The 26,923-nt window shown below is 66.9% G+C and carries 21 protein-coding genes; 9 read left to right on the top strand and 12 right to left on the bottom strand.

Translation table 11 applies throughout. The annotated features are described in order from the left end of the window. Window positions 1-2: 2 nt before the first annotated feature. The gene (locus JYP50_RS17930) at window positions 3-1,292 is read left to right on the top strand and encodes an NTP/NDP exchange transporter (RefSeq protein ID WP_206561935.1); all 1,290 of its coding nucleotides are present in this window, start codon (window positions 3-5) and stop codon (window positions 1,290-1,292) included. Here JYP50_RS17930 and JYP50_RS17925 read toward each other — a convergent pair. Then, window positions 1,262-2,899, bottom strand: coding sequence for an ATP translocase (locus JYP50_RS17925; protein WP_206561934.1), 1,638 nt, complete (start codon window positions 2,897-2,899; stop codon window positions 1,262-1,264). The genes JYP50_RS17930 and JYP50_RS17925 overlap by 31 nt on opposite strands. Window positions 2,900-3,099: 200 nt before the next feature. Here JYP50_RS17925 and JYP50_RS17920 point away from each other — a divergent pair, with 200 nt between their 5' ends. Together JYP50_RS17920 and JYP50_RS17915 are read left to right on the top strand one after the other, a co-directional pair. Beyond that, window positions 3,100-4,074: a quinone oxidoreductase family protein gene (locus JYP50_RS17920; RefSeq protein ID WP_206561933.1), complete on the top strand. Its 975-nt coding sequence runs from the start codon at window positions 3,100-3,102 to the stop codon at window positions 4,072-4,074. Between the two features lie 25 nt (window positions 4,075-4,099). Next, entirely contained in the window at window positions 4,100-4,693 is a 594-nt protein-coding gene (locus JYP50_RS17915; RefSeq protein WP_206561932.1) for a GNAT family N-acetyltransferase, read from the top strand. Window positions 4,694-4,726: 33 nt separating this feature from the next. Here JYP50_RS17915 and cysK read toward each other — a convergent pair whose 3' ends face one another. From cysK to JYP50_RS17900, 3 genes are all read right to left on the bottom strand, one after another. After that, entirely contained in the window at window positions 4,727-5,695 is a 969-nt protein-coding gene (cysK, locus tag JYP50_RS17910) for a cysteine synthase A (RefSeq protein ID WP_206561931.1), read from the bottom strand. Window positions 5,696-7,326: 1,631 nt separating this feature from the next. Beyond that, on the bottom strand, window positions 7,327-7,749 hold the full coding sequence (locus JYP50_RS17905; RefSeq protein ID WP_206561930.1) for a TlpA family protein disulfide reductase: 423 nt from the start codon (window positions 7,747-7,749) through the stop codon (window positions 7,327-7,329). Continuing rightward, entirely contained in the window at window positions 7,746-8,975 is a 1,230-nt protein-coding gene (locus tag JYP50_RS17900; RefSeq protein ID WP_206561929.1) for a YihY family inner membrane protein, read from the bottom strand. Before JYP50_RS17900 ends, JYP50_RS17905 begins: the two co-directional genes overlap by 4 nt. Window positions 8,976-9,076: 101 nt before the next feature. On the opposite strand from JYP50_RS17900, the gene arsC reads away from it, so the two are divergent. From arsC to sppA, 4 genes are read left to right on the top strand one after another with little or no spacing between them, the layout of a single operon-like run. Next, window positions 9,077-9,427 carry an arsenate reductase (glutaredoxin) gene (arsC, locus tag JYP50_RS17895; protein ID WP_206561928.1) on the top strand — a complete coding sequence of 117 codons (351 nt, stop codon included), beginning with the start codon at window positions 9,077-9,079 and terminating at the stop codon, window positions 9,425-9,427. A gap of 3 nt (window positions 9,428-9,430) precedes the next feature. Then, window positions 9,431-10,030 (top strand): NAD(P)H:quinone oxidoreductase, encoded by a 600-nt coding sequence (gene wrbA / locus JYP50_RS17890; protein ID WP_206561927.1) that lies wholly within the window; start codon window positions 9,431-9,433, stop codon window positions 10,028-10,030. Then, the gene (locus JYP50_RS17885; RefSeq protein WP_206561926.1) at window positions 10,027-10,410 is read left to right on the top strand and encodes a DUF2069 domain-containing protein; all 384 of its coding nucleotides are present in this window, start codon (window positions 10,027-10,029) and stop codon (window positions 10,408-10,410) included. The genes wrbA and JYP50_RS17885 overlap by 4 nt, the downstream gene beginning before the upstream one ends. A 3-nt stretch (window positions 10,411-10,413) precedes the next feature. Next, window positions 10,414-12,264: a signal peptide peptidase SppA gene (gene sppA, locus JYP50_RS17880; RefSeq protein WP_206561925.1), complete on the top strand. Its 1,851-nt coding sequence runs from the start codon at window positions 10,414-10,416 to the stop codon at window positions 12,262-12,264. Between the two features lie 46 nt (window positions 12,265-12,310). Here the strand turns inward: sppA and JYP50_RS17875 are convergent, their stop codons facing one another. From JYP50_RS17875 to JYP50_RS17840, 8 genes are all read right to left on the bottom strand, one after another. Continuing rightward, a complete protein-coding gene (locus tag JYP50_RS17875) occupies window positions 12,311-13,033 on the bottom strand; it encodes a hypothetical protein (protein WP_206561924.1) in 723 nt (240 codons plus the stop codon). Then, a complete protein-coding gene (surE, locus tag JYP50_RS17870; protein WP_206561923.1) occupies window positions 13,033-14,046 on the bottom strand; it encodes a 5'/3'-nucleotidase SurE in 1,014 nt (337 codons plus the stop codon). Before surE ends, JYP50_RS17875 begins: the two co-directional genes overlap by 1 nt. A 112-nt stretch (window positions 14,047-14,158) precedes the next feature. Further along, window positions 14,159-15,319 (bottom strand): helix-turn-helix domain-containing protein, encoded by a 1,161-nt coding sequence (locus tag JYP50_RS17865; RefSeq protein WP_206561922.1) that lies wholly within the window; start codon window positions 15,317-15,319, stop codon window positions 14,159-14,161. Between the two features lie 7 nt (window positions 15,320-15,326). Next, complete coding sequence (locus tag JYP50_RS17860; RefSeq protein WP_206561921.1) at window positions 15,327-18,473, bottom strand: efflux RND transporter permease subunit; 3,147 nt, start codon at window positions 18,471-18,473, stop codon at window positions 15,327-15,329. Then, window positions 18,473-19,792: an efflux RND transporter periplasmic adaptor subunit gene (locus tag JYP50_RS17855; RefSeq protein WP_206561920.1), complete on the bottom strand. Its 1,320-nt coding sequence runs from the start codon at window positions 19,790-19,792 to the stop codon at window positions 18,473-18,475. Before JYP50_RS17855 ends, JYP50_RS17860 begins: the two co-directional genes overlap by 1 nt. A 209-nt stretch (window positions 19,793-20,001) precedes the next feature. Beyond that, window positions 20,002-20,838 carry a mechanosensitive ion channel family protein gene (locus tag JYP50_RS17850; protein WP_206561919.1) on the bottom strand — a complete coding sequence of 279 codons (837 nt, stop codon included), beginning with the start codon at window positions 20,836-20,838 and terminating at the stop codon, window positions 20,002-20,004. 70 nt (window positions 20,839-20,908) lie between these two features. After that, window positions 20,909-22,270, bottom strand: coding sequence for an efflux RND transporter periplasmic adaptor subunit (locus JYP50_RS17845; protein ID WP_206561918.1), 1,362 nt, complete (start codon window positions 22,268-22,270; stop codon window positions 20,909-20,911). Continuing rightward, window positions 22,267-25,437, bottom strand: coding sequence for an efflux RND transporter permease subunit (locus JYP50_RS17840; RefSeq protein WP_206561917.1), 3,171 nt, complete (start codon window positions 25,435-25,437; stop codon window positions 22,267-22,269). Before JYP50_RS17840 ends, JYP50_RS17845 begins: the two co-directional genes overlap by 4 nt. Before the next feature lie 285 nt (window positions 25,438-25,722). Here JYP50_RS17840 and JYP50_RS17835 point away from each other — a divergent pair, with 285 nt between their 5' ends. Then, window positions 25,723-26,178 (top strand): MaoC family dehydratase, encoded by a 456-nt coding sequence (locus tag JYP50_RS17835; protein ID WP_206561916.1) that lies wholly within the window; start codon window positions 25,723-25,725, stop codon window positions 26,176-26,178. A 39-nt stretch (window positions 26,179-26,217) separates the two neighbouring features. Further along, entirely contained in the window at window positions 26,218-26,910 is a 693-nt protein-coding gene (locus JYP50_RS17830) for an NUDIX hydrolase (protein WP_206561915.1), read from the top strand. Window positions 26,911-26,923 lie beyond the last annotated feature (13 nt).

Raw genomic sequence — 26,923 nt, 5'->3', positions numbered from 1 at the left:
CGTTGAAGCGCACCCTGTTGTTGGGCGTGGATTTGCGCCCGGGGGAGGGAGCGGGAATCGCGGCGATGTTCGCCAGCCTGTTCCTGATCCTGCTGACCGCCTACCTGCTCAAGCCCGCCCGGGAGATGTTGATCCTCACCGAGGGCACCGCGGAGATTCGCAGTTACGCGGTGGCCCTGCAGGCGCTCCTGCTGCTGGTGTTCATTCCGCTGTACGGCAAGTTCTCCCGCCGCTTCACCAGCTATCGTTTCATGCGTATCGTCACCGCGATCTGCGTGGCGACCCTGTTGGCTTTCGCGGTGCTGGGGAGCGTTTTCGCGGTGCCGGTCTCGATGCCCTATTTCGTTTGGCTGGGGGCCTACAGCGTGATGATCATCGCCCAGTTCTGGGCCTTTGCCTCGGAGCTGTACAGCCGCGAGGCGGGTGAGCGCCTGTTTGTGATCGTGGCCCTGGGGGCCTCCATCGGCGCGTGGGTCGGTTCGGCGGTGTCGCGGGAGCTGGTGAATCACCTGGACGCCTACGGCCTCATGACCTGCGGGGCGGTAACGCTGTTACTGGCGTCACTGCCGGCGCGTTTTGCCACCCGTTCGGTACCCGAATCCGCCCGGGGCCGGCCGGAAAGCGGGGAAGTGGCGCAGCCTTCGCTGATGGCCGGATTCCAGCTGGTACTCGGCAAGCGCTACCTGCTGTTGATGGCGGTGTTCGTTATCCTGCTCAACCTGGTCAACACCACCGGCGAGTTCCTGCTCGCCTCGGTGTTGGAGGCGCTTTACGCCCAGGGCAGCGCCGCGGGCGATATTCTGGTGGACAAGGGCACTTATGTCGGCCGTTTCTACAGCACCTTTTACTTTTTCGTGAACTTCTCCGGGGTGCTCATTCAGTATTTCCTGGTGTCGCGCCTGCTGCGGGTGGCGGGATTTGGCGCGGCGCTGCTGTTTACGCCGGTGGTGGTGTTTCTGGGCTACAGCGCGCTGGCGCTGCTGCCGGTGATGGCCTGGTTTCGCTATTTCAAGGTCGTGGACAACAGTCTCGACTACTCGCTGCAGAATACCGTGCGGCAGATGCTTTACCTGCCCCTGTCGCGGCAGGAAAAGTACGAGGCGCGGGCGGTGATCGACCCCTTCGGCCAGCGCCTGGGGGATTTGCTGCAGGCGGGCATCATCTTCGCCGGCCTCAACCTGCTGGGCATGCGGGCCATGGACTACCTGCCGGTGGCGGCGGTGCTGGCCGCGGTGAATATCGCGGTGGTGATCGCCATCCTCTACCAGCGCCGCAAGTTGCTGACGCCGTAGGTGACGGTAAAACAGACCTCCGCCTCCAGGCCGTCGAAATCGCGGGCCACCACGCGGATACGCAGGCTGCCGGCGCTGTTTGCCGGGGGGTGGAAGTCGAAGCGGCGATTGAGCCCGTCGAATTTCACCCAGCCGGGCAGGCGCTCCCCGGTGGCGGCAAAGGCGAGGTAGCGCAGGGCGTCCCCCACGTCGGGATCGAGGAAGGTATTGGCGGCAATCTGCAGGCGCGTGGGCTCCCCCGCCGGTATCGACAGGTCCTCGAGGTCCCCCGCCGCCACCGGCGGCTGGTTGGCCAGGCTGCGTTGGGCGTTGTCGCGGTGCCGCCGGCCGATGGCCACCGAGATCAAGAGCAGCAGGCCCGAGAGAGTGGCATTGGTCAGGACGAACCCGGTAGTGCCCAGGCCGATCACGGTACTGGCGACAAACACAATGCCGCCGGAGAGGACGTCGCCCACACGGAAGAAAAAAGTGTCGACGGTATGCTTGCCCACGTATTTTTGTTCGCGCGGCACCGGCAGGTAGAGCGCGTGCCGGGTGGTGGTGCCCAGGGAATAGTTGACGCTGTTCTCCAGGACCAGGGCCAACTTGACTACCGCCAGGACGGGCAGCAGGGCAATCAGGCTGTAGTTGACGATCATCAGTACCGGCAGTACGCACAGCGCGCCGGGTATGCCGACCCGCTCGTAGATGCGCGACACCAGGAACAATTGGATCAAGAAGCCCAGGCCGGTGGTGGTGAACAGGTAGTTGGCGTAGAAATCGGTCATCCAGCGCTGCGCCGCCTCGGGGTTCATGTCCCGGGTATGGGCGGTGACGAAACTCGCCAGGATGTACTCCCCGTTGGTGTTGACCAGGTTGAGCACGATCACCAGGGCGGCGATCAGCCGCAGCGTCGGGCTGCGCCACACCACCGCGAAGCCCTGCAGCAAGGGGTGGGCGGCTGGCGAATCGCCCGGGCCGCTCGCGCGGCTAGCCGAACCCGCGGGGATAAGGGTTTCGGTGCCGCCCGCCGTCCAGCAGGGCAGGCACAACAGGCAAGCGGCAAACAGCATGACGCCGCCGTGCCCGAGAGCCCGGTCGAGGTCGCCCGCCAGGCCGGCGCCGAGCAGGGCGCCCAGGGCCGCGGCGGCGGCGATCAGGGGAAACACGCGCTGGCCCGATTTCAGGTTGAACAGGTCGGCGGCGAAGGCCCAGAACAGGGCCAGGATCATGACCGAGAAAATGCCCAGCCACACGTAGAAGGCCACCGCCACCCGCAGGCCGGCGGAGCGCGCCAGGGCGAACAACAGGAGGTTGGCGACCAGGAACAGCAAGGTGTTGCGGAACAGCAGGTGCTTTCCGGCGCGGTCGCGAAGGCGGCGGTAGAGGGCAGCGAACAGCGGCACAATGGCCATCAGCAGCAGGGCCTGGAGGGCGGTGGAGTAGGCTTTCAGTTCGGCGGAGCCCTCCGCCAGGATCATGGGTTCGCGGATGACCTTTAGCAGGTAGTAGGCGAACATGATGACGAAGGCCTGCAGGCAAAGACGCCGGACCGCGAGCCCCTCGCCCGCGCGCAGGGTGGTGAACAGCGAGAAAAAGCGCTCTGTACGGGTGAATCGACGTTGCATGCTTGCGCCGTGATTGCCGGGCCGTGACAGGCAGTATACTCTGAACCGGACGCGAATTTGGCGACGTGCAACAGGGCGCTGTGCAACAGGCGTCGTGCAACAGGCGTCGTGCAACAGGCGACGTGCAACAGGCGTCGTGCAGCAGCCGGCACGCGACGGACGTCGGGCGGGCAAGGGAACTTATCGCGAGGAGCGAGATTATGGTCAGGGCGGTGCGGATCGAGGAAGTCGGGGGGCCGGAGGTGATGGCGTTGCGGGAGGTGCCGCTGGAACCGCCGGGGCCTGGCATGGCCCAGGTGGAGAATCGCGCCATCGGCCTCAATTTCATCGACACCTACCACCGCGGTGGCCTGTACCCGATACCCCTGCCCTCGGGATTGGGCACGGAGGGGGCCGGCGTGGTGGTTGCCGTGGGCGAGGGCGCCGACGTCGCCGTGGGCGACCGGGTGGCCTATTGCTCCGCGGGGCTTGGCAGTTACGCCGAGGCCGTGAACCTGCCCGCGGCGCGCCTGGTGCCGGTGCCCGACGGCGTAGACTTCGACATCGCCGCCGCGGCGATGCTCAAGGGGCAGACCGCGGAGTACCTGCTGCGGCGCTGTTACGCCCTGCGGGAGGGGCAGACCTGCCTGTTCCACGCCGCCGCCGGCGGCGTGGGGCTCATTTTTGGCCAGTGGGCCCGGGCCCTGGGCGCCACGGTGATCGGAACCGTGGGTTCGGCGGACAAGGTGGATATCGCCCTGGCCCACGGCTACAACCACGTAATCAATTACCGCGAGGAGGATGTGGCGCAGGCGGTGGCGGACCTCACCGGAGGCGTGGGGGTGCCGGTGGTGTACGACGGCGTGGGCCGGGACACCTTCGAGGTCTCCCTCAACTGTTTGCAGCCCCGGGGCCTGATGGTGAGCTTCGGCAACGCCTCCGGGGCGCCGGAACCGCTCGATCTGCAGCGGCTCGCCGCCGGCGGCTCCCTGTATATCACCCGTCCCACCCTGGTGAGCTATACCGCGAGTACCGAGGATTTGCGGCAGTCGGCGGCGGCCGTCTTCGAGCGCATACTCGATGGCAGCGTGCAGGTGGCGATCGGCCAGCGCTACGCGCTGGCCGATATTGTGCGCGCGCATCGGGACCTGGAGGCGCGGCGCACCACCGGCTCGACGATCCTGGAGCCCCGATGAACGGCGTTATCGCGAGCGCGCCGGCATGAGCCTGGACGTCAAGCCGGTCACGCTCCGGAGCGAACTCATCCGCCTGGAGCCCCTCGGCCAGGATCATGCACAGGGTCTGTACCACCGCGGGCAGAGCGCCGCCGACTGGGCCTTCATGCCCCGCCGGTGCTTTGTCGACCTGGCGGACACCCGGCACTGGGTCGACGAGGCGCGGGCCACCGCGGGGCATCTGCCCTTCGCGATCGTGGAAAACCACAAGGGCCGGGTGGTGGGCAGTACGCGCTACCTGAATATCCGCCAGGCTCACCGCGGCCTGGAGATCGGCTGGACCTGGCTGGGTCGCGACTGGCAGCGCACCGGCGTGAATACCGAGGCCAAATTCCTGTTATTGGAACACGCCTTCGAGCGCCTGGGCTGTATCCGCGTGGAGTTCAAGGCGGACGCGCGCAACACCCGTTCACAGGCGGCGCTGGAGCGCATCGGGGCCACCCGCGAGGGGGTGTTACGCCAGCACATGGTGGTGCAGGACGATTTTCGGCGGGACTCGGTCTACTTCAGTATCCTGGACCGGGAGTGGCCCCGGGTGAGGGAAGGCCTGGAAGCACTGCGGCGGCGCGCCGGGGAGTGAGTTCCCCGGCGCGCCAGTCCGCGGCGCCGCTGTCTACTGCACCATTTCGTTGTCGGTGAATACGCCCTCGAACAGGGGGCCGCTGAGGTAGCGCTCACCGGAGTCCGGCAGGATCGCGACGATGGTTTTGCCGGCGTACTCCGGTTGCCGCGACAGTCGGTCGGCGACCGCCATGGCCGCGCCGCAGGACACGCCCGCCAGGATGCCCTCTTGCTGCATCAATTTGTGGGCCCAGTCCATGGCCTCCTCGCTGCTGACCTGCTCCACCACATCGACCATCTCCAGATCCAGGTTCCGCGGCAGGATGCCGGCGCCGATGCCCTGGATTTTGTGCGGGGCGTGACTGGGCTCCGTGCCGGCCTTGGCGGCGGTGATGATGCTGGAGGTGTCGGGCTCCACCGCGACCGTGGTAATGGCCTTGCCGCGGGTGCGCTTGATGTAGCGGGAGATGCCGGTGAGGGTGCCGCCGGTGCCCACGCCGGAGACCAGAACATCGATTTCGCCCTCGCTATCTTCCCAGATTTCCGGGCCAGTGGTGGCTTCGTGGATCGCGGGGTTGGCGGGGTTCTCGAATTGGTGGGGACCCCAGTATTTACCGGGGTCGGAGGCGATAATCTCCTCGGCCTTGGCGATGGCCGCGGGGATGCCCTTGGCGCCGTCGGTGAGAACGACTTCCGCGCCCAGGGCGCGCATCAGTTTGCGCCGCTCCAGGCTCATGGTGCTGGGCATGACCAGGATGCAGCCGTAGCCGCGGGCGGCGGCGACGAAGGCGAGGGCGATCCCGGTATTGCCGCTGGTGGGTTCGACAATGGTCATGCCCGCTTTCAGGCTGCCGTCCTGTTCCGCGGCGTTCACCATGCTGGCGCCGATCCGGCACTTGACCGACATCGCGGGGTTGCGGCTCTCCAGCTTGGCGTAGATTTTCCCCTCGCTGATCCGGTTGATGCGCACCAGCGGCGTGCCGCCGATGGTGCCCGCGTTGTCCTCGAAAATTTTGCCCATGGTTGTTCCTCCGTGTCAGTCCCGGCGGTTCCAGTGCCGGGCGGTGCTGTGACTGTAGTCCCAGCTGCCCCCGGCTGTCCAATCGGGCCGTGCCGGGGCGAAAATTATTTTCACCGTGGCGGGAACCCGCCCGGGCGACGCTGGTCATAATGATCGTGGTAAGACGATATGCATGTCGCCGTGAACCGATACCCCGCTCGACGGCATGTGTCCCGACCAGGTCTCATACCCCCTGGAGATAGGCTCTATCTCCCTGTTCCAACCGGCCCTCATGGGCCGGTTTTTTTATGTGCGCCTGGCAGGGGGCGCTTCTGGAGGTGCAAGTCGTCCCGCAGGTTGGCCACAGGGAGCGCGGTGAAGCGCAATCGGTGGCGGTCTGGAGGTCTGGTGGTCTGGCGGTCTGGCGGTCTGGCGGTCTGGCGGTCTGACGGTCGGACGGTCGGACGGTCGGACGGTCGGACGGTCTGACGGTCTGACGGTCTGACGGTCTGACGGATTGGCGGCCTGCGGCCGCTGCGTCGCTCCGGCGCAGGCCAGGTCTTTTTGGCCCTCTGCTGCGGGGCATGCGGTGCGTTTGCCTTTTTGCTTCTTGCAGGGGGCGCTGCCCTGGGGGCTCTGTTGGTCGACCCGGGCGATACTGGTGATTGGGCGCGGTTGTTTGGGGGGTGTCCGGGCGAGTGGGCTGCGGGGTTGCTGCCACTAAGCTATGGCTGTGTTCGCACCGACCCCTGCGCGCCGGGCCAAAAAGACCTGACCTACCCCGGATCAACGCGGGGTGTCAATCGGTGGGTGAGGGTGCAAATGTCCGGTCTATGGTTGGTCGAATGAATTCGACCCTACAGGGGGGGCTGCTTGTCCTTGTAGGGCGGAATTCATTCCGCCGCTTTTTGGTCGAATAAATCCGGCCCTACAGGGGGGCTGCCTGTCCTTGTAGGGCGGAATTCATTCCGCTGCTTTTTTGGTCGAATAAATTCGACCCTACACGGGATGTAGCGAAATTTGCATTGAACGCATCGTCAACGTCCCCCGCGTTGGGACGCGGTGGGTGGTGCCTCTTTTGTGCAGCGCAGGGGAGTCGGTGCGAGTACCGCATCGGCTTAGTGGCAACGCGACCCCGACACCCTCCAGCGGACTACCGAAGTTACGCAGTCCCTCCAGCCATGCCCGGCAATCAGGCCATTCGAAGTTAGGAGCAACTCGTCACCCAAGAAGCAAAGAGGCTGGCGCGCCGCATGCTACCCGGAGCGGAACAAAAGAGGCACCGCCTGCCGGGGCTCGGCGCTGCGGCCGCAGGCCGCCTCCCTGAAAGAAGCCAACAACAATAGCTTGGTTCTTGTGCCGCATACTCCCCGGGCTGGATTAGTTAGAAAGAGGCACCGCCTGCCGGGGCACGACGCAGCGGCTGCAAGCCGCCTCTACGCAAGCCGCCTCTAGGAGAAAGGCACCAACAAGCTGGTTTGGGTCTTATGCCGCAGGCTCCCCATAGCGAAACCATACGCTGGGGCAAGACGCAGCGGCCGGAAGGCCGCCTATAAAAAAGATCCCAACAAAATATCGAGAGCTTGGCACCGCATGTTCCCCTGAGCGGAACAAAAAGAGGCACTACCTGCCGGGGCGCGACGCGGCGGTAGTTAACCCCGGATGGCCGCCAGCAGGGTGTCGGCGGTTTGCGGGCCCACCAGGGTGTCGACCAGCTGGCCTTTGGGGTCCAGAATCAGTGATGTTGGCAGCACCGTTGGCCGCGGGCTACCCAGTTGCGCCGCGGGGTCGGCCACCGTGGGGAAGTCGACGCCCAGTTCCTGTACCTGTGCCGTCAGGGCCTCGCCGGTCAGGCCGTCGTAGTTGACCCCGAGCACGGCAATGTCGTCGTGCTCCCGGTCCAGGCGGTTGAGTTCCGGGATTTCCTCGATACAGGGCTTGCACCACTTGGCCCAATAGTTCACCACCACCCACTGGCCCCGCAGGGACTCCAGGGTCGGGTGATTGCCGGGGGCGGGGGCCTCGCCGCAGGCGGCGAGCAGCGCTATCGCGGCGGCCGCGAACAGGTTTCTCATTTCTCAAACAACTCCACGAGATTGAAATTCAGCATCTCCCGCTGGTGGCGGCGCTCGTCGCGCAACAGGTCGTGGGCGAAGCGCTGCCAGGGTTGCGCGCTGTCCGCGGCGTCCTGGGTCAGCGGGAGTTCGGCGTTGACCCACTCCTTGACCTGCCAAAAGGTCACGGTGTGCAGGTCGCGGCACAGCACATAGTGCCCGCCGCTGTCCTGGGTAATCAGCTTGCGGCGGATGAACAGGTCCCGTAGCTCGCGCCAGGTTTCGCTGTCCAGGCCCTTGAGCACATCGATACGGCCGCCGAGCAATTCGATTTCCCTCACCGGCCGGCCGCTCTGTTGCCGGCTCCAGAACAGGTAGAGAATATCGAGGGCCTTGAGCACCGTGGGACGGGAGGCCTGCTCGGAGGTGCGGAAGGCCGAGAGGCTGTGTACCAGGATGCCGCCCATCAGCACGATATTCCAGGACAGGTAAATCCACAGCAGGAACAGGGGCACTACGGCGAAAGCGCCGTAGATCAGGGTGATGCTGGAACCCTGCACCAGGGTGGTGAACAGGCCGCGCGAGATATTGAAGGCCAGCGCGGCCAGCAGGCCGCCGATGAGCGCGTGACGAAAGGGAACGCGGCAATTGGGCACGGTTACGTACAACAGGGTGAAGCCGGCGGCGGTGAGCAATAGCGGTGTCAGTTTCAACAACAGGTCGGTGGCGCCGATGATGTCGTAGTCTTCGACGAACACCGCCGCCGCGGCCACTGCGCCGGGTATGCCCAGGGCCAGGCCGATGGTGATGGGCGCGAGGCTGAGCACTGCCCAGTAGGTCACGAAACTGGACACCGGACTGCGGTTTTCCCGCGTGCGCCAGATCAGGTTGAAGGCCCGCTCGATATTGCGCAGCATCAGCACCGCGGTGATCACCAGGAACGCGATACCGAAGCCGGTGAGGTTCCTGGCCTGGCGGGAGAAGTCGTCGATATAGGTTTCCAGGTCGGCGCTGGTGGCCGGCAGCATATGCTTGAACACCAGGTCCCGTATTTCCTGTTCCAGGTTCTGGAACGCGGGTATGGCGGTGGCGATGGTGAACATCACCGTGATCAGTGGCACCAGGGCAAACAAGCTCATATAGGTGAGCGCGGCGGCGTTGTCGGTACAGCGGTCCTCCGAAAAACGGTTGGCCAGGTAGCGCACCCGGGGCCAGATCTGATCGATTTTGCTTTTGATTGCCTCCATGGCCCGTATTATCGCACGTACGGCGATGTCGACACGAGAGTGTCGGGGCCGCCTTTGTTATACTGCGCTGTCCTTGTCCGCGAAGAAATCAGGAGTCGATCGTGAGCGACTATGTCATCTACCACAACCCGCGCTGCTCAAAGTCCCGCAACACGCTCGCCCTGTTGCAGGAGCGCGGGGTTGAACCCGATGTGGTGCTCTACCTCGAATCGCCGCCGGACGCGGGGGCCCTGGAAGCGCTGCTGCAAAAGCTGGGCAAGACGCCGGCGGAGCTGGTGCGTCGCGGAGAGGCCGAGTACAAGGATCTTGGGCTCGGCAAGGACAGTAGCGACGACGAGCTGCTGCGGGCCATGGCCAGCCACCCCAAATTGATCGAGCGGCCGATTGTCGTGCGCGGCGATCGGGCCGTATTGGGCCGGCCTCCCGAAAACGTACTCGAGCTGCTGGACTGAGCCGTGACCTCGTCGCCCTATGTTCTGGTGCTGTACTACTCCCGCCACAGCGCCGTCGCGGAAATGGCGCGGCAGGTCGCGCGTGGTGTGGCCCTGGTGGCGGGGGTGGAGGCGCGGTTGCGCACGGTGCCGGCCGTTTCGGCCACGACCGAGCAGAGCGAGGACGAGATACCCGCCGATGGCCCGCTCTACTGCGAGCTGGATGACCTGCGCCACTGCGCGGGTTTGGTGCTTGGCAGCCCGACGCGCTTCGGCAATATGGCGGCGCCCCTCAAGTATTTTCTCGACCAGACCTCGGGCCTGTGGCTCAGCGGCGCGATGATCGACAAACCCGCCGCTGTCTTTACCTCCACCTCCAGCCTGCACGGCGGGCAGGAGAGCACGCTGCTCAGCATGATGCTGCCGCTGCTGCACCACGGCATGCTCGTCGCGGGGTTGCCCTACAGCGAGGAGGGCCTGATGGGCACCGAGTCCGGCGGCACCCCCTACGGCGCTTCCCACTGGGCCGGGCAGGACAACAGCCGCCCGGTGGACGAGCGCGAGAGCGCCTTGTGCCGGGCCCTGGGGCGCCGGGTGGCCAGGCTCGCCGGGAGGTTGGCGTGAGCCTGCCGCGCGGCGGCGCGACGCGGCTGGCCTGGCAGCTGACCTGGCTGGGCTGGGCGGTGCTGTTCGGCCAGCAGTTGCTGGATGCCCTGCTGCACGGCCTGCCGTGGATACTGTGGCTGGGCAAGCTGTTGCCTCTGGTGATGTTCCTGCCGGGTATGTTGCGCGACCGGCTGCGCAGCTATATCTGGCTGTGCTTTGTGTGCCTGCTGTACTTTATCGCCCTGGTGGAGCGCTTGTTCGCGGTACCGGACAGCGCCCTGGCGATCTGCGGTATGCTGGCCGTGGTAACCCTGTTCTGTGCCGCCATGCTCTACGTGCGCTGGCGCGCCCGCGACTTCAAAGCCACATTGCCTGCCGCGGCGGGCGACGGAGAGTAACGGATGAGTAAACCCTCTGCCCCGCGCCGGTTTTTCTCCGGCCTGTGGAATGTCATTACCCGGGTCAGGCAGGCGCTGGCCAACATCCTGTTTCTGCTGATGCTGGTGGCGCTCTACTTCCTGTTCACCAGCGGCAGCCCGGAGCCGCTGCCGGAGCAGGCGGCCCTGTTGCTCAATCCCGCCGGCCGGGTGGTGGACCAGCGCTCGCCGGTTGATCCCCTGCAGGCGCTGCTGGCCGAGCCCAACCCCGCCAGCCACGAGGTGGCGCTGCGGGATATCCTCGACGCCATCGACTACGCCGCCGAGGACGACGCGATCAATGCCCTGGTCCTCGAGCTCGATAACCTGGTGGCGGTCGGTATCAGCAAGACCTCGGAAATTACCACCGCGCTGGAGCGCTTCCGCGCCACCGGCAAGCCGATCATCGCCCGCGGGGATTACTTCACCCAGGACCAGTACCTGCTGGCCAGCCAGGCGGACACGCTGATCATGCACCCGCTGGGGGCGGTTGCGCTGGAGGGTTTCAGCAGCTACCGCAACTATTACAGCGAGGCCCTGGAAAAGCTGTCCATCAATATGCACGTGTTCAAGGCCGGTGAGCACAAGTCCATCGCCGAGCCCTTCCTGCGCAACGACATGTCCCCGGGTGAACGCGAGATCACCGCGCGCTGGCTGGGGCAGTTGTGGCGGCAGTTTGTCGAGCGCGTGGAGCAGCGCCGGGAACTGGCGCCCGGCGCGGTGAGCGCCTACGTCAACGACTACGCGCAGCGCCTGGCGAGCCACCGCGGCGATGCCGCGCGCGCCGCGCTGGAGGCGGGCCTGGTCGACGAGTTGATGCCGCACCGGGCCTCCAACGACTACGTGGCGGACATCGTCGGCGCCCGCAACGAGGACGACCAGTACGAGGCGGTGCCGTTCGAGCACTACGTGTCGCGCAAGCGGCCGCTGCACCTGTCGCCCATGGCCGGCGACCGGGTGGCGGTGGTGGTCGCCGAGGGCAATATCGTGCCCGGCGAGCAGCCGCCGGGTTCCATTGGCGGCGATTCGCTGGCGCGCTTGATCGGCCAGGCCGCGGACGCGGAAGGGGTGAAGGCCCTGGTGCTGCGGGTGAACAGCGGCGGGGGCAGCGTGTTCGCCTCCGAGGTGATACGCCAGGCGGTGCTCGAGGTGCAGGCCAGGGGCTTGCCGGTGGTGGTGTCCATGGGCTCGATCGCCGCCTCGGGGGGTTACTATATCGCGGCCAGCGCCGACCTGATCTACGCGACCCCGGCCACCATCACCGGCAGTATCGGCGTGTTCGCCGCGTTTCCCACCATCGAGCGGACCCTGGGACGCCTGGGCGTGCATACCGACGGCGTCGGCACCACCGACCTGGCGGGTTCCCTGCGCATCGACCGCCCCCTGAACGAGCAGTTGTCCAGCGCCCTTACCAGCAGCGTGGAGTTCACTTACCGCAACTTCCTGCAACTGGTGGCCGAGGGACGGGATATGCCGGTGGAGGCGGTGGACGCCATCGCCCAGGGGCGGGTGTGGAGCGCCGCCGACGCCAGGGCCGAGGGCCTGGTGGACGAGCTGGGCTCGCTGACCGACGCGGTCGGCGCGGCGGGGAAACTGGCCGGGCTCGAGGACTTCGAGGTGGAGTATGTGCGCCCGCCGCTGTCGCCGCGGGAACTCCTGCTGCAGCAGCTCAGCCGGCGCGCGGCACTGTGGCTCGGTCCGCTGGTGCGGGGCCAGCTGCCACCGGGAGCCGACATGCTGTGGCAACCGGTGAGGCAGGCGGCGGAGCTGGTGTCTTCCCTGCGCGATCCGGGGCACCTTTACATGCGTTGTATCCGCTGCGGGCCGGAAGTGTAAGCGGGTGTCGGGTCATCCACGCGGGTGACCCGACACCCGGAGCAGCTTAGGGCTGGTAGAGGCGTGTCGCCAGACCCCCGGCGCCCGTTACCCGCAGCGCGGCCTTGGCACCCGCCACGGTGTCCACGGACACCAGGGCTTCCCAATCGAGGCAGTCACTGGCCAGGCTGAGGTAGTGGACATTGACCGCCGGGTCAGGTGTGCTGATCTCGCCACTGCCCTCACAGGGCGCCGTGAGGGTCAGCGTTCCATCCCCGGCCAGTTCCAGGGCGGTCAGCCCGCCCGGGCTGTCCAGGCGGGCGAATTGGCCCCCGCTCAGCCCGTCGTCGACCGCGGATTCTGGCGCCAGGTCCGCACTGAGCTCGCCGCTCAGCCCGGCCAGTTGCCACTGGCCACGCAGTGTCTGTTCGCTTGCGGTGAAAGTCAGGTTGATCGCGCTGCCGTCCCGGCCATCCCGCCCGCTGAAGTCCAGTTCCCCGGCGGCCTCGCTGGTTTCACCCCAGAACACGATGTTGGCCTTCTCATCGTCATCGCTATCGATGGCGATGGCGGTGGTTCCATCCCGAGCGAGAGTGACTGTCACCAGGGCCAGGTTGCGATTCCCGGTGACCAGTTGCCCGCGATAGACACCGGTGCTGTCGAGATCGGTGGGTTCCACCGGCGGGGGCGGAGGGTCCACCGGGGTGGGCGCTTCCTGCCGGTGGTCGCTGGAATCGCTGCAGGCCGCCAGCAGCAGGCAGGCAGCCAGGCTTGCTGTCAGTCGCCGCATTACTCACCTCCCGCGCCGAGTTCGCGCAGTTTCAGTGCCATCAGTTCGCGTTTGCGCAGGCCGGCGGTCAGGTCGCCATCCAGGGTGGTAATGGTAATGTAGCCGGCGACGGACATGCTGGCCTCGTCATTGGTGTCCAGGCCCGCATTGGCAAAATCCTCTACCGTGGCGTCGGGGTTCGCCGCCAGGGCCTCGGCCTGGGCTTCTCCCACGAGTTCCCCCAGGCTGAGAATGCCCTCGAACAGCACCGCGGCGCCACCCTCGCCGTTGGTGTTGGGGCCAAACTTCAGGTCCAGTTGCCCGAGTGTGGTGTGGGCGATACCGCGGGGTGGTCCCACCGGGTTGTTGATATTGAGGCCGGTGCCGGGCGGCAGCAGCGGGGCACCGTCGGTCCGGCCTGCCTCCAGTTCGGCGATCACGTCGACCACGAAATTCGCCAGTGCGGCAAAGCTCATGCCGTCCTCTGCGGTAAAGCGGTTGTGGCTGACCGCGATGGCGGGGTAGCCCTTTTCCACCGCGGCCACTGCGGCCCCGACGGTGCCCGAGGAGTAGGCGCCCTTGCCGATATTCTGGCCGTCGTTCATGCCGCTCACCACCAGGTCGGGCGGGTTGTCGGCCATGAGTGCAAGACCCACCAGCGCGCTGTCCTTGGGCGATGCGCTGATGGTGATTTCCTCGTCTTCGGCGCCCTCCGCCGGGTTCTCCGCCGGGATGCGCACGCAATACCGGTTATCGGCACTGGTTGGGCCGTGGAAGCCCACATTGCTGATGCCGAAATTTGCGCCGATGTTGGTGGAAATGGCGCCGCCGCGACCGCTCTGCTCACCGGCCGGGGCATACATGGTCACGGTGTGACCCGCGGCTTCGAGGGCATCCATCAGCACGTTGATGCCTTCGGCGGTGCAGGAGTCGTCGTTGGTCACCAGGATGTTGAGGGACCAGGCGGGCAGGGTGATGCCCAGTGCCGTGGCGGCCAGTCCCAGGCGCAGGGGTGTCAATGTCTTGCGAAGCATATGGCTTTCCTCTTTTGCTGATACGTCGGGCACGCTGTCCGTGCGCGTCCAAAGTGGCGCAAAACGGGTCTCTCGCCCTCCGTTTTTGCAAAATCGGAGAAGAAAACCGGGATTAGGGGCTGTTTTCGGGGGGGGATTGCTGAAACTGGCGGGGGGTGCTGCCCACCTGGTCGCGGAAATGTTTGTAGAACACCGATTCGGAATTGAAGCCCGCGCTCAGGGCGATATCCAGCATGGTGCGCTGTCCGGGGGCGCTCTGGCGCAGCAGGTCCTTGGCGGCCTCGACCCGGTAGTGGTTGAGGTAGGCCGCGAAACTGCGGCCGCCGACCTGGTTGACGGTCTGGCTCAGGTGGCTGGCCGGCACCGCGAGCGCGGTCGCCAGCTCGCCCACCTTGAGCTGGGTCTGCAGGTAGGGTTGGGTCTCGCGCATGTGCGATTCGAGGCGCCGCCACAGGGCCTGGGCCTGTTCCGTGTCGAGGCTGCTGGTTGCATAGCGCGCCGGCTCCCGCCGGGCGCTGCGGCTGCCGTGGAACACTGTGGGGTCCAGCAGCGCGAAGAAGGCGATCAGGTAACTCATGCCCATCACCACGGTCATCGACCACAGCTGCTGGGGCCAGCTCACCGCGTCGGTCAGCCAGCGGCCCAGGGCGAACAGCAGCCCGACCAGGCCCAGTCCCAGGCAGGTGCCCAGCAGGGTTTTCAGCCAGCGCAGGGTGGCCCTGTCCAGCGCGACCCGGTCTGGCGTGACCCGGTCTGGCGTGACCCGGTCTGGCGTGACCCGGTCTGGCGCGACCCGGTCTGGCGTCGATTCGCGCCGGGCGCGGTACAGCAGGCGCAGCGCGCAGGCCAGGTACAGCGTCAACTGCAGGTAGAACAGCACACCCACCACCTCGGCATGGCGTTGCGCCGGGTCCCGCTCGAGGAAGCCCAGCGAGCCCAGGGTGAAACTCGCCGCCAATAGCGCGCAGGGCAGGGCGTGCCAGAGGTCCCGCCGCCGCCAGCGGCTGTCGCCGTTGATCCGCCCGCGGGTGTAGAGATACAGGCCCGGCCCCAGCAGGAAAATGCCCACCGCGAGGAACTGCAGCGGCGCCGACAGGGCGCTCTGGGGCCCGTGCCGGGCCAGGGTGGACAGGGGGTAGACGGTGGCCAGGGCGGTCAGTACCGCCAGCTGGCGGTTGGCGGCGGTATCGCGGTTGGCGGGCAGCAGCAGGGCCAGGGTGATGAGGGCGCCGAACAGGGCGCCGCCGGCGGCGATCAGGCTGGCCAGGGTCACGCCGGCCTCAGTGCTGGGCCGCGGTGCCCGCCGTGTCCCGGCGCTCGGCCCGGCCGCGGTTCCAGCGGGCCAGGTCGTCCAGGATCATGTACAGGCTGGGCACCAGCAGCAGCGTGATCACCGTGGCGAATACGATGCCGAAGGCCAGCGACACGGCCATGGGCACGATTTCCTGGGCCTGGGCGCTGCGCTCCAGCAGCATCGGCGCGAGCCCGAAGAAGGTGGTCAGGGAGGTGAGCAGGATGGCCCGGAAGCGGCGCGTGCCGGCCTCCATCACCGCGGTCAGGGTGTCGGTCCCCGATTGCACCGCCTTGTTGATGTAGTCCACCAGGATCAGGCTGTCATTGACCACCACGCCGCTGAGGGCGATGACCCCCATCAGCGACATCATCGACAGCGGGTAGCCAGTGATCCAGTGACCGACGACCGCGCCAATCACGCCGAAGGGGATCACGCCCATGATGATCAGCGGCTGCAGGTAGGAGCGGGTGGGCACCGCCAGCAGCGCGTAGATACCGAACAGCGCGAGCCCGAAGCCGATGAGCATGCTGCGGGCCATTTTCATCTCCTCCTCGGCGAGCCCGGAAATTCCCCAGCTGAGCCCGGGGTACTTTTCCACCAGCGCGGGGATGACGCGCTGCTCCAGGTCGGCCATGACTCGACCCGGCTCGACCTGGTCCTTGTTGGCTTCGGCGGTCACCTCCGCGGCGCGCTGGAAGTTGATATGGGTGGCCTTCATCAGGCCCTGCTCGACCGCCAGCTTCGCCACCGTGCCGAAGGGCACCTCGGTGCCGTCCGGGGTGCGGATATACATGTCGTGCAGGCTGCTGACCGTCTCCCGGTCGGCCCGGGGATAGCGCACCAGCACGCGGATCTCGTCGATGTTGCGCTGGATACGCTGGGCCTCGGCGCCGTAGAAGGCGTGGCGCACCTGGCTGGCCAGGTCGTAGCGGGTCAGGCCAAGAGCCTCGCCCTCGGGCAGGATGTCGATGTGGAATTCGTCCCGGGTGTCGCTGGCGCCGTTGCGGATATCGTACAGGCCCTCGTAGTGGCGCATCGCCTCCTCGAGTTCCTCGGCGGCGGCCCGCAAGGTATTGAAATCCTTGTGCATCAGATCGAAGGCGATGGTGGGACCGAACTTGGGGCCATCGGCGCTGGAGATCGCCAGCACCTCGGCGCCGTGGATGTAGCCGACCTTGTCGCGCCAGCGCCGCTCGATCTCCCGGGTGCTGATGCCGCGCTTGTCTTCCTTGGTGAGTTCCACGTCGATACCGCCGGAAATTCGGTCGGTGCCATAGGCGAACACGTGCTGGACCAGCCGCTCGTCGGTGCCGGACTCGCGCTGGTAGTCCCGTTCGACCGCGTCCAGGGCCTCGGTCACTGCCTGTATGGTTTCCAGGGTGCGGGCCTCGGGCGTGCCTTCGGACATGGTCACGTCGACGTGCAGGAACTCGCCGGGCACGTCCGGCGCCAGTACGGTGCGTACCACGCCGCCGGCCAACAGGCCCGCGCACAGGATCAGGCCGGCGATGAAGGTGGCGAGGGTGGCGTAGCGGTTGTCCACGCAGCGCGCGAGGAATGGCGAGTAGCGGTGCTCCACAAAGTGCTTCAGCCGGTGGTTGATGGCCTCCTGCCGGCGGTCGATGAACAGTAGCAGGGCGTTGCGGGTGGGCTTGCTGTGCGCCAGGTGGGCGGGCAGTATCCACTTGGACTCGACCAGGGAAAACGCCAGGCACAGAATGACCACCCAGCCGCAGGCGGCGGGCATGGCGGCGAAAACACCCTCCATGAAGAGGGTGGGGGCGAAGGCCACGATGGTGGTCAGCACGCCGAAGGTCGCCGGGGTGGATACCCGGTAGACGCCGTTGATCACGTTGTCGACGCTGTGACCCAGGCGTTCGGTTTCCGAGTAGGCGCTTTCACCCATGATGATGGCGTCGTCGACCACGATCCCCAGTACCAGGATGAAGCCGAAGATGCTGATCATGTTCAGGCTGGCGTGAATGTAGGGGGTGTTGATCATCGCCATGGCGCCGAGGAAGCACACCGGGATGCCCAGCATGACCCAGAACGCGAGTTTGATCTCCAGGAACAGGGCCAGGATGATAAATACCAGCAGCGCGCCCATGGCCAGGTTGCCGAGCATCATGCCCAGCCGCCCCTCGAGGTAGAAGGTGATGTCCGACCACACGTCCAGGCGCACGCCGTCGGCGAGCTGCGCCTGTTTCTGCGCCACATAGGCCTTGGTGATGTCGGCGGTCTCGATGATGTCCTGCTCGCCCATCGCGAAGACCTGGATGCCCAGGGAGTACTGGCCGTTGAACAACGAGAAGCCGCGGGCCTCCTCGAAGTCGTCCCTGACCGTGGCGATGTCCCCCAGCAGCAGGCGGGTGCCGTCGGGGAAGGTACGCAACACGATGTGCTCGAAGTCCTGCTGTACATAGGCCTGGCCCAGGGTCCGCAGGGCGATGTCGCCGTGCTCGGTGCGCACCGAGCCCGCGGGCAGGTCGAGCGAGGAGGCGGAGATGATATCCGCCACCTCGCCCAGGGACAGGTGGTACTCACGCAGCAGCTGCTCGGAAATCTCCACCGATATCTCGTAGTCCCGGGCGCCCACTACCTCCACCGCCGACACCTCGGGGTAGGTCAGCAGTTCCCGGCGGATATCCTCCGCCAGGGTTTTCATGCTGCGCTCGCCGAGTTCGCCGGACAGCTGCAGGGTCAGGGCCGGAAACAACAGCTCGGGCTGGCTGATGATCGGTTTCTCGGCCTCCTCGGGGAAGAACTGGATGGCGTCGATGCGGTTCTTGACATCGTCCAGCAGGGTATTGATGTCGGTCCCGTCGAGGGGCTCAATCATGATGCGGGCGTGGGATTCCAGAGCGTCGGATTCGACGCGCTTGATGCCATCGACATCGTTGATGGCCTCCTCGATTTTGAGCACGATGCCCTGTTCCACTTCCTCCGGGGGCGCCCCGGGGTAGGACATGTTGACAAAGATGACCTCGAGGTCGAAGGCCGGAAACATGGCGCGCTGGATGGTGAAGGCGGAGCCGAGTCCCACCACCAGGATGATGATCATCAGCAGGTTGGCCGCCACCGGGTTGCGGGCGAACCAGGCGATGATCCCGCTGGTCGGGCCGTCCCCGCGCATCAGGCGCCCGCGTCGTTGGCGGCCGGCGAGGCCGCTGCCACCGGCGCCTTGTCGCTGGCGTCGGCCCGGCCCGCGGGCCGCGCGCTGCCCACGGCCGCGCCGGTGTCGCGTTCGAGCCCCGGTGTGTATTGCCGGCGCAGCTCACTGCTGGTGACCCGCGATACCACGTCGACCTCCGAGCCGGACAGGGCGCTGTCCACCGACGACAGGCAGATCAGTTCCCCCGCGTCGAGGCCGGCGGAGACATAGACCAGGTCGCCGCCGGTGCGCAGGACACTCACCTTGCGGTCGCGCAGGCGCTGCTCGTTGTCGATGATCCACAGGCGGTTGTCCGCGCGCAGTACGTGGCGCGGCAGGGCCACCAGGTCGTGCAGGGCGCGCCCGGTGATGTTGGCGTTGACGAAGGTGCCGATGCGCAGGGGCGGGCGCCCCGGGTGTCGCAGGGCGTAGGGGTCCTCGATACGGGCCACCGTGTACAGCACCCGCGAGCGTTCGTCGAACACGCCTTCGCTGCGGTGCAGCCGCGCGGTCCAGTGGGTCAGCTCGCCACCGACGTCGGTGTAGAGGTCGATGCCGGCGCCGCCCCGGTAACCCTCCACGCCCGGCAGGTCGAGGTAGTCGAGTTTGCTTTGGGGGATGGGTAGACGCACCTCCGCGTACTCCACCGAGAACACTTCCGCCAGCGCGGTGCCCGGCGACACGTACTGCCCCAGCTCCACCGATTTGCCGCTGATCAGGGCCTCGTAGGGCGCCTTGATAATGGTGCGCCCGAGGTCGTCGCGGGCGGTATCGAGATCGGCGCGAGCGGCCAGCAGCTGCGCCTCGGCCTGCTCCAGCTGCGGTTTGCGCAGGTACAGCGCCTTGGCCTCCTCGCTGCGCTGGCTGCCGGCGGGGAGTTTGCGCCATTCCTGCAGCGCCACCTCGGCGCGGCCCTTTTCCTGGGCCAGGGCGCTCTCGGCGGAGGCCACCGCGGACTGCGCCCGCAGCAGGGCCGTCTGGTAGTTGCGCGGGTCGATGCGCAGCATCACCTCGCCGGCCTCCACGAAGCCGCCGACGTTGAAGGTCGGAGAGACCTCGGTGACCCGGCCCGCGACCTCGGCCACCAGGGCGGTGCGGCGCAGGGGGCTGACCGTGCCCTGGGCCTGGATCGGGATGCGGATGGTTTCCTTGACCGCCTCCACGGCGTCCACCGTGACCGGAACATAGGCCGGCTCGGCGATCTCGGTCGCCGGACGGTTCATGTACAGCAGGGCGGTGACCGCGCTGGCGCCGGCCAGCATGAGGGTGGAGAACAGGATCTGTCGCTTGCTAAGGGCCACGTAAGCTTCCGATTCGGGACCCCGGCGTCCGGTAAATGCCGGGGTCCCGGGGAATACATGAAGCGTTCGTTATATCACAACGGATCGGTGGTGGCCTGTGAAAATCTTGTAATTCTGCGGGGTGCAACCTGCGGCGTGCAACGTGCGGGGCGCAACGCGCAACCGGGGGGGTGTCCCGCGGCGCGTTGCGCACCGCGGGGGCCCGCCCGTCAGGCGGCCTGGTCGGATTGCCCGGTGATTTTCGGCATGTGCACGTCCATTTGCGGGTAGGGGATGCTGATACCCTCGGCGTCGAAGCGCTGTTTGACGGCCTCGGTGGTGTCCCACAGCAGCGACCAGTAGTCCGCGGACTTGACCCAGGGGCGCACCAGGAAATTGACCGAGGAGTCGGCGAGTTCGCCCAGGGCCACCACCGGCGCCGGCTCCTTGAGCACGCGTTCGTCGTTGTTGACGATGTCCTCCAGGATCTGCTTGGCCTTGCGGATATCGTCGTCGTAGGAAATACCGAAGACCATGTCCACGCGCCGGGTGGGGCGGGCCGAGTAGTTGGTGATGTTGTTGGACAGGATCGCGCCGTTGGGTACGACGACCTCCTTGTTGTCGGGGGTGGTCAGGGTCGTGGTGAAAATATTGATGCTGTCGATGACCCCCGAGGCGCCGGCGGCCTCGACGAAATCACCCTTGGTGAAGGGGCGGAAAATGATCAGCATGACCCCGGCCGCGAAATTGGACAGGGAACCCTGCAGCGCCAGGCCGATGGCGAGACCGGCGGCACCGAGCAGCGCGATCAGCGAGGTGGTGTCGATTCCCAGCTGGCTGAGGGCGGCGATCACCACGAACAGCAGCAAGACCCAGCGCATGATCGAGCTCAGGAACCGCACCAGGACCTCGTCCATGCCGCGTTTGCGCATGAACTTCTCCACCGCGCTTACCAGCCAACCCACGACGACGCGACCCACGATGAAGATGGCCAGCGCGAACACGATCTTGATTCCCCAGGGAATCACGTAGGTGTTGAGCAGTGTGTTGGGGTCGAGGTTTTCCATGGTGCGGCTCCCGCCAAAGATAATGAGACATGACTATAGCCAAAATCCGGGATGCTGCCCAATCGTACTGCTAACCCGGCTGGGGTGTCGCCGGCGGTGAATCCGGCGACGGCTCCGGAGCCGCTTCCGGGGGCGCGCCGGCGACCTCGGCGGCCACGTCCCTGACCAGCAGTCCGCTGGTCGCCTTGGGCAGGCTGCTGGCCAGCACCCTGGCTTGGCGTGGCAGCGAGGCGGCGCTCACCAGGACCTCCAGCTCGCCACTGGCGTTGGTGCGCTGGCCGAGGGGGGTGACCTCGACGCCGCGCAGTCGATTGTTCTCGATCACGAAAACGCGGCCGTTGTTGTACAGGCTCTGTGGCGGTAGGGCGACCACGTTGTCGACGGCTGGCAGGCTCAGGCGCAGTTCCACCGCGCGCCCGAGTTCAAGGCCGGCGGCTCCCGCCGGCATGCGGAACAGGCCGTCGACCCCCGAGCGGCCCGGCGCCACCGCCGCGGCGAGTTCCGCCAGCCGCAGGGTGAGGTTCGCGCCCGGGACCTGGGCGGTGACGGCGAGTCCGCGTTGCAGCGCCGGCTTGAGCGAGTCCAGGCTGCCGGAGGGCAGGGCCGCGCGCACCTGCAGCGCGGCGGTGTCGTACAGGCTGAGCAGCTCGCTGCCGGTGCCGACGCGATCCCCGGGTGAGGCCCGCAGCCCCGAGATCAGGCCGTCGAAGGGCGCGCGAATCTCGGTGCGCCGCAGGTTCAGGCGCTGGTTGTCCTGGGCCGCCATGGCGTTGTCCACCGCGGATTCGGCGCTGGCCAGCCGCTGGGGGTACTGCTCGACCAGGGCCTGTTGACGCGCCAGCTCGATGCCTTGCCGGGCCACGTCCTGCAGGGTGTTCTCCATCTGTTCGGTGGCGATCAGCTGGCGCTGGTTGAGATTTTTCAGGCGCTCGGCCTTGGCGCTGGTCAGCTCAAAGAGTTCCTGCATGTGCGCGAGCACGCGCTGGTGGGTCAGGTGTTCGGTCTTTACCGTGGCCAGGCGGGCCCGGGCGTCCGCGAGGTTCGCCTCGGCCTGCCGCAGGCGCAGGCGCTCCTCGGCGGGGTCCAGCGACACCAGCAGTTGCCCCGCGCCGACCGGCTGCCCCTCGCGCACGTGTACGGCGGTGACCTGCGCGGCGATGGCGCTGCTGAGGCTGGCGTGATGGGGGCTTTCCACGCGCCCGAACAGGCGCAGCTCCGGCGCCAGGGCGGCGGGCTGCACGGCGATCGCGCTGACCGGCCAGGCCTTTTCCTCCACGTCCGGGGGCTCCGGGTGGGGGGCGGTGGCCATCAGGGTACCGGCGGCCAGGGCGGTGACGCCGAGGATGCCCGCCAGTATGCGGTTCTTGCGGCTGACGCGCCGCAGCAGGCGCCAGGGGGCGCCCAGCCAGCGGCGCGGTGACAGGCTAGTCATGACTGCGCTCCTGCGAGGGGGTCGTTGTGGGGGTGGGTCATGGCGCGGGCGCGCCGATTGCGGCGCCGGACCGAAAGGCCCTGGGACAGGGATTCCAGTACCGACAATACCGCGGGAATGGTGAACAGGATCAGGGTGGTGCCGTAGAGCAGGCCAAAGCAGATGACCACCGCCAGCGGCGCCATGACCTCAGCGATGGGCGAGCTTTCCAGCATCATCGGCGCCAGTCCCAGGGAGGTGGTGACCGAAGTCAGGATCACCGGCCGCAGGCGCTCTCCGCAGGCCCGCAGCAGGGCCTCCCGGCTCTGTTGCCCGCTGTCGCGGTGGGCCTTGTAGGCGTTGATCAGGATGATCGAGTCATTGACGATCACGCCGGTGAGGGTGAACAGGCCCATGATGGCCATCGCGCCCAGGTTCAGGTCCAGCAGCTGGAGGCCGGCGAGGGCGCCGGTCAGGCCCAGGGGGATGGCCAGCATCACCGCGAGGGGCCAGCTCCACGAGGCGAAAATCCAGGCCAGGATCAGGTAGATCAGGGCCAGGCCAATCGCCGCGCCCAGCATCATGTCGCCGAAGACCTCGGTCTCTTCCGCCGAGCGCTCGCCCAGGCCGTAGGTCACGCCGAAGCGCTTGCTGATATCGGGAATGACCGAGGCTTCCAGCTCGGAGATCACCGCCATGGGGGTGTTGATTTTGCGGTCCACGTTACCGTAGACGTTGATCACCTGCAGGCCGTCGCGGTGGTTGATGCGCTCGATGCCCCGGCGGGCGCCGATTTCGGCCACGCTGGCCAGCGGCAGGACGTCCCCCGCGGGGGTGGTAATCGGCAGTTGGCCAATACTGCCCAGGTGGAGGCGCTCCTCGGAGGGCAGCGACACGCGCACCTCCAGCTCGGCATCGCCCTCGGTGAACAGCTGCACGCGATAGCCCTCGTAGGCCGCGTGCAGCTGGCGACCCACTTCGGCGCTGGTCAGGCCCGCGGCCCGGCCCTCGGTGGTGAGGGTAAAGACCCACTGTTCCTTGCCGTAGGGCAGGTCGTCGAACACGTTGTTCACCCCGGGCAGGCGCCCCAGGTGGTCGGCCAGCGCCGATGCCGCGGCCTTCAGGGTGTGCACGTCGCCGCCGCTGAAGTAGAGCTGCAGGTCGGGCCAGTTGTCTTCGCCGGCCTCGAACTGCAGGGCCTCGACATGGGGGCTGGGCCGAATCCGCGCCTGCCAGGCGGCGGAGAATTCGCTGAGGCTCACTTCGCGTTCGTTCGGTGGCACCAGTTCCACCCAGATGGCGGCGTACTGCGAGCCGGTGCGCGGCTGTTGTTCCAGGTAGGCCCAGTTGCGCTGCGGCACGTGGGTGACGATCACATCGCCGCCGAAGGCGGCGTTGGTGTCCCGCAGCGCCCGCTCCATGTCCGCCAGTACCGCCTGTTTGTCGGCCTCGCTGGCGCCGGCGGCGAACTGCAGGTAGGCGTCGGCGAACTCGAAATCCAGGTTGATGTCCAGCTCCGGCTTGACCCGGCCCGAGGCCAGCAGGGACAGCGCCACCGCGAAAGCCCCGAGCGAGAGGGCGATGACCGCGCGCCGGTTGTCCAGCGCGCGCAGCAGCAGCGGCGCGAAGAACCGGTCGCGGAAGCGGGCGAAGCGGCGGTCGAAAGCCAGCCGCAAACGCCCCGGTTCGCGGTGGCGCATGGCCTGGAAGCTGTGCCGCAGATGGCCCGGCATGATCAGGAAGCACTCCACCAGGGAGGCGACGATCACACAGATCATCAGCAGCGGAATCTCGCGAATGAAGGCCGAGTCGATCACGATCAGCGGCAGGAAGGCGGCCATCGTGGTCAGCGAGGAGGCCATCACCGGGGCGAACATGTGCTGGGCGCCGTCGGCGGCGGCCTGTTCCGGCGAGGCCCCGGCCTCGAAGCGCGACAGGGCGTGCTCGCCGACCACGATGGCGTCGTCCACCACGATGCCCAGGGCCATCACCGCGCCGATCAGGCTGATGAAGTTGATCGAGCCGCCGAGGAAGTGGAACACCGCCAGCGCGCCGAGGAAGGACACCGGGATGCCCAGGGAGACCCAGCCGGCGACCCGGGTGTTGAGGAACAGGAACAGGGTGGCGATCACCAGCACCAGGCCGCCGAGGCCGTTGTTGACCACCAGCATCAGGGTCTCCCGGGCAAAGCGCCAGGCCTCCAGCCAGATGGTGGCCTCGATGCCCTGGCGCGCCAGGCGCGCGGCGTTGTCGGCGTGCCACTGGTGCAGGATGTCCGCCTCGTCCATGATGTCCGAGCCCGGCGCCCGGCGCAGGATCAGCATGATGGCGGGTTCGCCCTCGTGGGACAGCTGCCGCTGGTCGTCGCGCTGGCGCCGCTCGATGCGCGCGATATCGCCCAGGCGCAGCAACTGCCCGGTGCCCGGCGCGTCTATCGGGAGGTCGCTGAAACCCTGGCTGCTGCGGCGCTGCTCCAGGCTGCGCAGTTTGCGTTCGAGCTGGCCGTCGCCGACGCTGCCGGCGGGCACGTCGACACTGTTTGCCATGACCTTGCGCGCGATCTCGTGCAGGGGAACGCCGAGCTCGAACAGGGTTTTGCTGTCCACCTGGATGGCGATCTCTTCTTCCGGTACGCCACGAAACTCGACCTGGTCGGCGCCACGGGCCATCAGGTCGCGTTCGATGTCCCGCGCCAGCGGCGCCAGTTCCTCCAGCGAGCCGGTGCCCGCCAGCAGCAGCGCCGCCACGGTTTCCAGGCGCTCGGCGAGCTGGATCACCGGCGGCTCGATATCGGTGGGCAGGTCGCGGGTCTGGGCGACGCGCTGCTTGACCCGGTCGACGGCGCGGCCCATGTCGGTATCGCGCTGGAATTCCAGGCGGATACTGGCGTGGCTCTCCACCGTGGTCGAGGTCAGGCTTTTCAGGTCCTGCAGGGCGCGCAGCTGGTATTCCACCGGCTGGGTCACCAACTGCTCCACATCCTCCGCCGCGGCGCCGGGCCAGCTGATGTCCACGCTGACGGCGTTGCTTTCCTGCGCCGGATTCAATTGCACCGTCAGCTGGCGCAGCCCCCAGATACCCGCCAGCACCAGCATCACCATCAGCAGGTTGGCCGCCAGCGGGTGGCGGGTGAAGGTGTCGATCAGGTAGTGCGGGCGGCGATCGGTGGCGCCGGTTTCGCGTGGCATGGCCGTCTTCCTGTGCGGGTTGATGGTGTGTATAGTGTTATACATAACTATAACACCAAGTCGGCGGGCTTGCACAAGGTCGCAACCAGAACAATTCGGACCAAGCCCGTCGCGTATTATTCCCGCCTGTCTAAGCTGCTGAATTTTCGGGGTTATTTCCCCGGTGCTAGGCAGGGAACGCGAAGGGCGCGGTGGTGGGAACAGTTGAACCGGGATAGCTGCCGGTATCCGGAGCGGGTGTTATAGTCCCCGTTTTGACCGAAATCCGACGCACAGGACATTGCCATGACCACAAGTTTTGACACACCGGCCGACCTCCTCGGCAGCGAGGGCCGCCATCTCGGTTACAGCCAGTGGCTGGAGATCGACCAGCAGCGCATCGACCTGTTCGCCGAGGCCACCGGCGATCACCAGTGGATTCACGTCGACCCGGTACGCGCCGCCGACGGCCCCTTTGGCAAGACCATCGCCCACGGCTATCTCACCCTCGCGCTGGCCAATCAGTTTCTGCCGGAGGTGCTCAAGGTCGAGAATTTCTCCATGGGCGTAAACTACGGCTGCGAGAAAGTGCGCTTCCCGGCCCCGGTGCCGGTGGGCAGCCGCCTGCGCGGCGCTGGCGAGGTGATCAGCGCCGAGGAAGTGAAAGGGGGCGTGCAGATCGTGGTGCGCATGACCATCGAGATCGAGGGCGGCGACCGCCCGGCCTGCGTGGTGGATACCATCAGCCGCTTCTTCCCCTGAGATCCGGCCACTGCGGCCCGCCTGCCAGAGAGACCCGCGATGATTGAAACCAGCGATGAAATTGCCCCGGTGCACCCGGCGGCCACCGTTATCCTGATGCGCGAGGCCGCCACCGGCCCCGAGGTGCTACTGGTCCAGCGCAGCCGCGCGGTGCGTCACATGGGGGGCGAATGGGTGTTTCCCGGCGGGCGGGTGGACCCGGAGGACGATCCCGGCGACGGCGATCCCTATGGCAGCGCGGTCAATGCCGCCATCCGCGAGACCCGCGAGGAAGCCGGCCTGTCGATTGAGGCGGACCAGTTGGCTCATCTCTCGCACTGGACCACGCCCGAGGGGGCGAAACGGCGTTTCGCCACCTGGTTTTTTCTCGCCGTGCTCGAGGACGATCAGGAGGTGCGGGTAGACGGCGGCGAGATCGCCCTGCACCGCTGGGTGGCGCCGGGAGCGGCGCTCGAGGAGGTACGCGATACCGGCAGCCCCTTCCGCCTGATGCCACCCACCTTTGTCAGCCTGGTGGAACTGGCGACCTACGGCGATTGCCGTGCCGCCCGCGCGGCCATTGGCGGTCGCGAGCCGCTGGTTTACGCGCCCAACATGGTGTTCATTGAAGGCGGCGCCTGTTTCCTGTACGAAGGCGATGCGGGTTACGCCTGTGGCGACCCGGCGCTACCGGGATTGCGCCATCGCACCTATATGTTCGGGGACCAACTGGAATACATTCGCGAGAGTTGACGAGGGCAAGCGG

Origin of the sequence: Parahaliea mediterranea (assembly GCF_017255185.1) — a bacterium.
In the GTDB taxonomy this organism is placed as follows: domain Bacteria; phylum Pseudomonadota; class Gammaproteobacteria; order Pseudomonadales; family Halieaceae; genus JAFKCZ01.
The sequence above is the reverse complement of the archived record's forward strand: the minus strand, read 5'-3'. Positions and strand labels throughout refer to the sequence as shown.

Coding starts and splice junctions, on each gene's coding strand:
- JYP50_RS17925 (WP_206561934.1), bottom strand. CDS start 2,899: ATGCAACGTCGATTCACCCGTACAGAGCGCTTTTTCTCGCTGTTCACC.
- sppA (WP_206561925.1), top strand. CDS start 10,414: ATGAGTAAACCCTCTGCCCCGCGCCGGTTTTTCTCCGGCCTGTGGAAT.
- JYP50_RS17920 (WP_206561933.1), top strand. CDS start 3,100: ATGGTCAGGGCGGTGCGGATCGAGGAAGTCGGGGGGCCGGAGGTGATG.
- JYP50_RS17835 (WP_206561916.1), top strand. CDS start 25,723: ATGACCACAAGTTTTGACACACCGGCCGACCTCCTCGGCAGCGAGGGC.
- JYP50_RS17875 (WP_206561924.1), bottom strand. CDS start 13,033: ATGCGGCGACTGACAGCAAGCCTGGCTGCCTGCCTGCTGCTGGCGGCC.
- JYP50_RS17900 (WP_206561929.1), bottom strand. CDS start 8,975: ATGGAGGCAATCAAAAGCAAAATCGATCAGATCTGGCCCCGGGTGCGC.
- JYP50_RS17830 (WP_206561915.1), top strand. CDS start 26,218: ATGATTGAAACCAGCGATGAAATTGCCCCGGTGCACCCGGCGGCCACC.
- JYP50_RS17915 (WP_206561932.1), top strand. CDS start 4,100: ATGAGCCTGGACGTCAAGCCGGTCACGCTCCGGAGCGAACTCATCCGC.
- JYP50_RS17905 (WP_206561930.1), bottom strand. CDS start 7,749: ATGAGAAACCTGTTCGCGGCCGCCGCGATAGCGCTGCTCGCCGCCTGC.
- JYP50_RS17840 (WP_206561917.1), bottom strand. CDS start 25,437: ATGCCACGCGAAACCGGCGCCACCGATCGCCGCCCGCACTACCTGATC.
- JYP50_RS17860 (WP_206561921.1), bottom strand. CDS start 18,473: ATGCGCGGGGACGGCCCGACCAGCGGGATCATCGCCTGGTTCGCCCGC.
- JYP50_RS17845 (WP_206561918.1), bottom strand. CDS start 22,270: ATGACTAGCCTGTCACCGCGCCGCTGGCTGGGCGCCCCCTGGCGCCTG.
- cysK (WP_206561931.1), bottom strand. CDS start 5,695: ATGGGCAAAATTTTCGAGGACAACGCGGGCACCATCGGCGGCACGCCG.
- JYP50_RS17850 (WP_206561919.1), bottom strand. CDS start 20,838: ATGGAAAACCTCGACCCCAACACACTGCTCAACACCTACGTGATTCCC.
- surE (WP_206561923.1), bottom strand. CDS start 14,046: ATGCTTCGCAAGACATTGACACCCCTGCGCCTGGGACTGGCCGCCACG.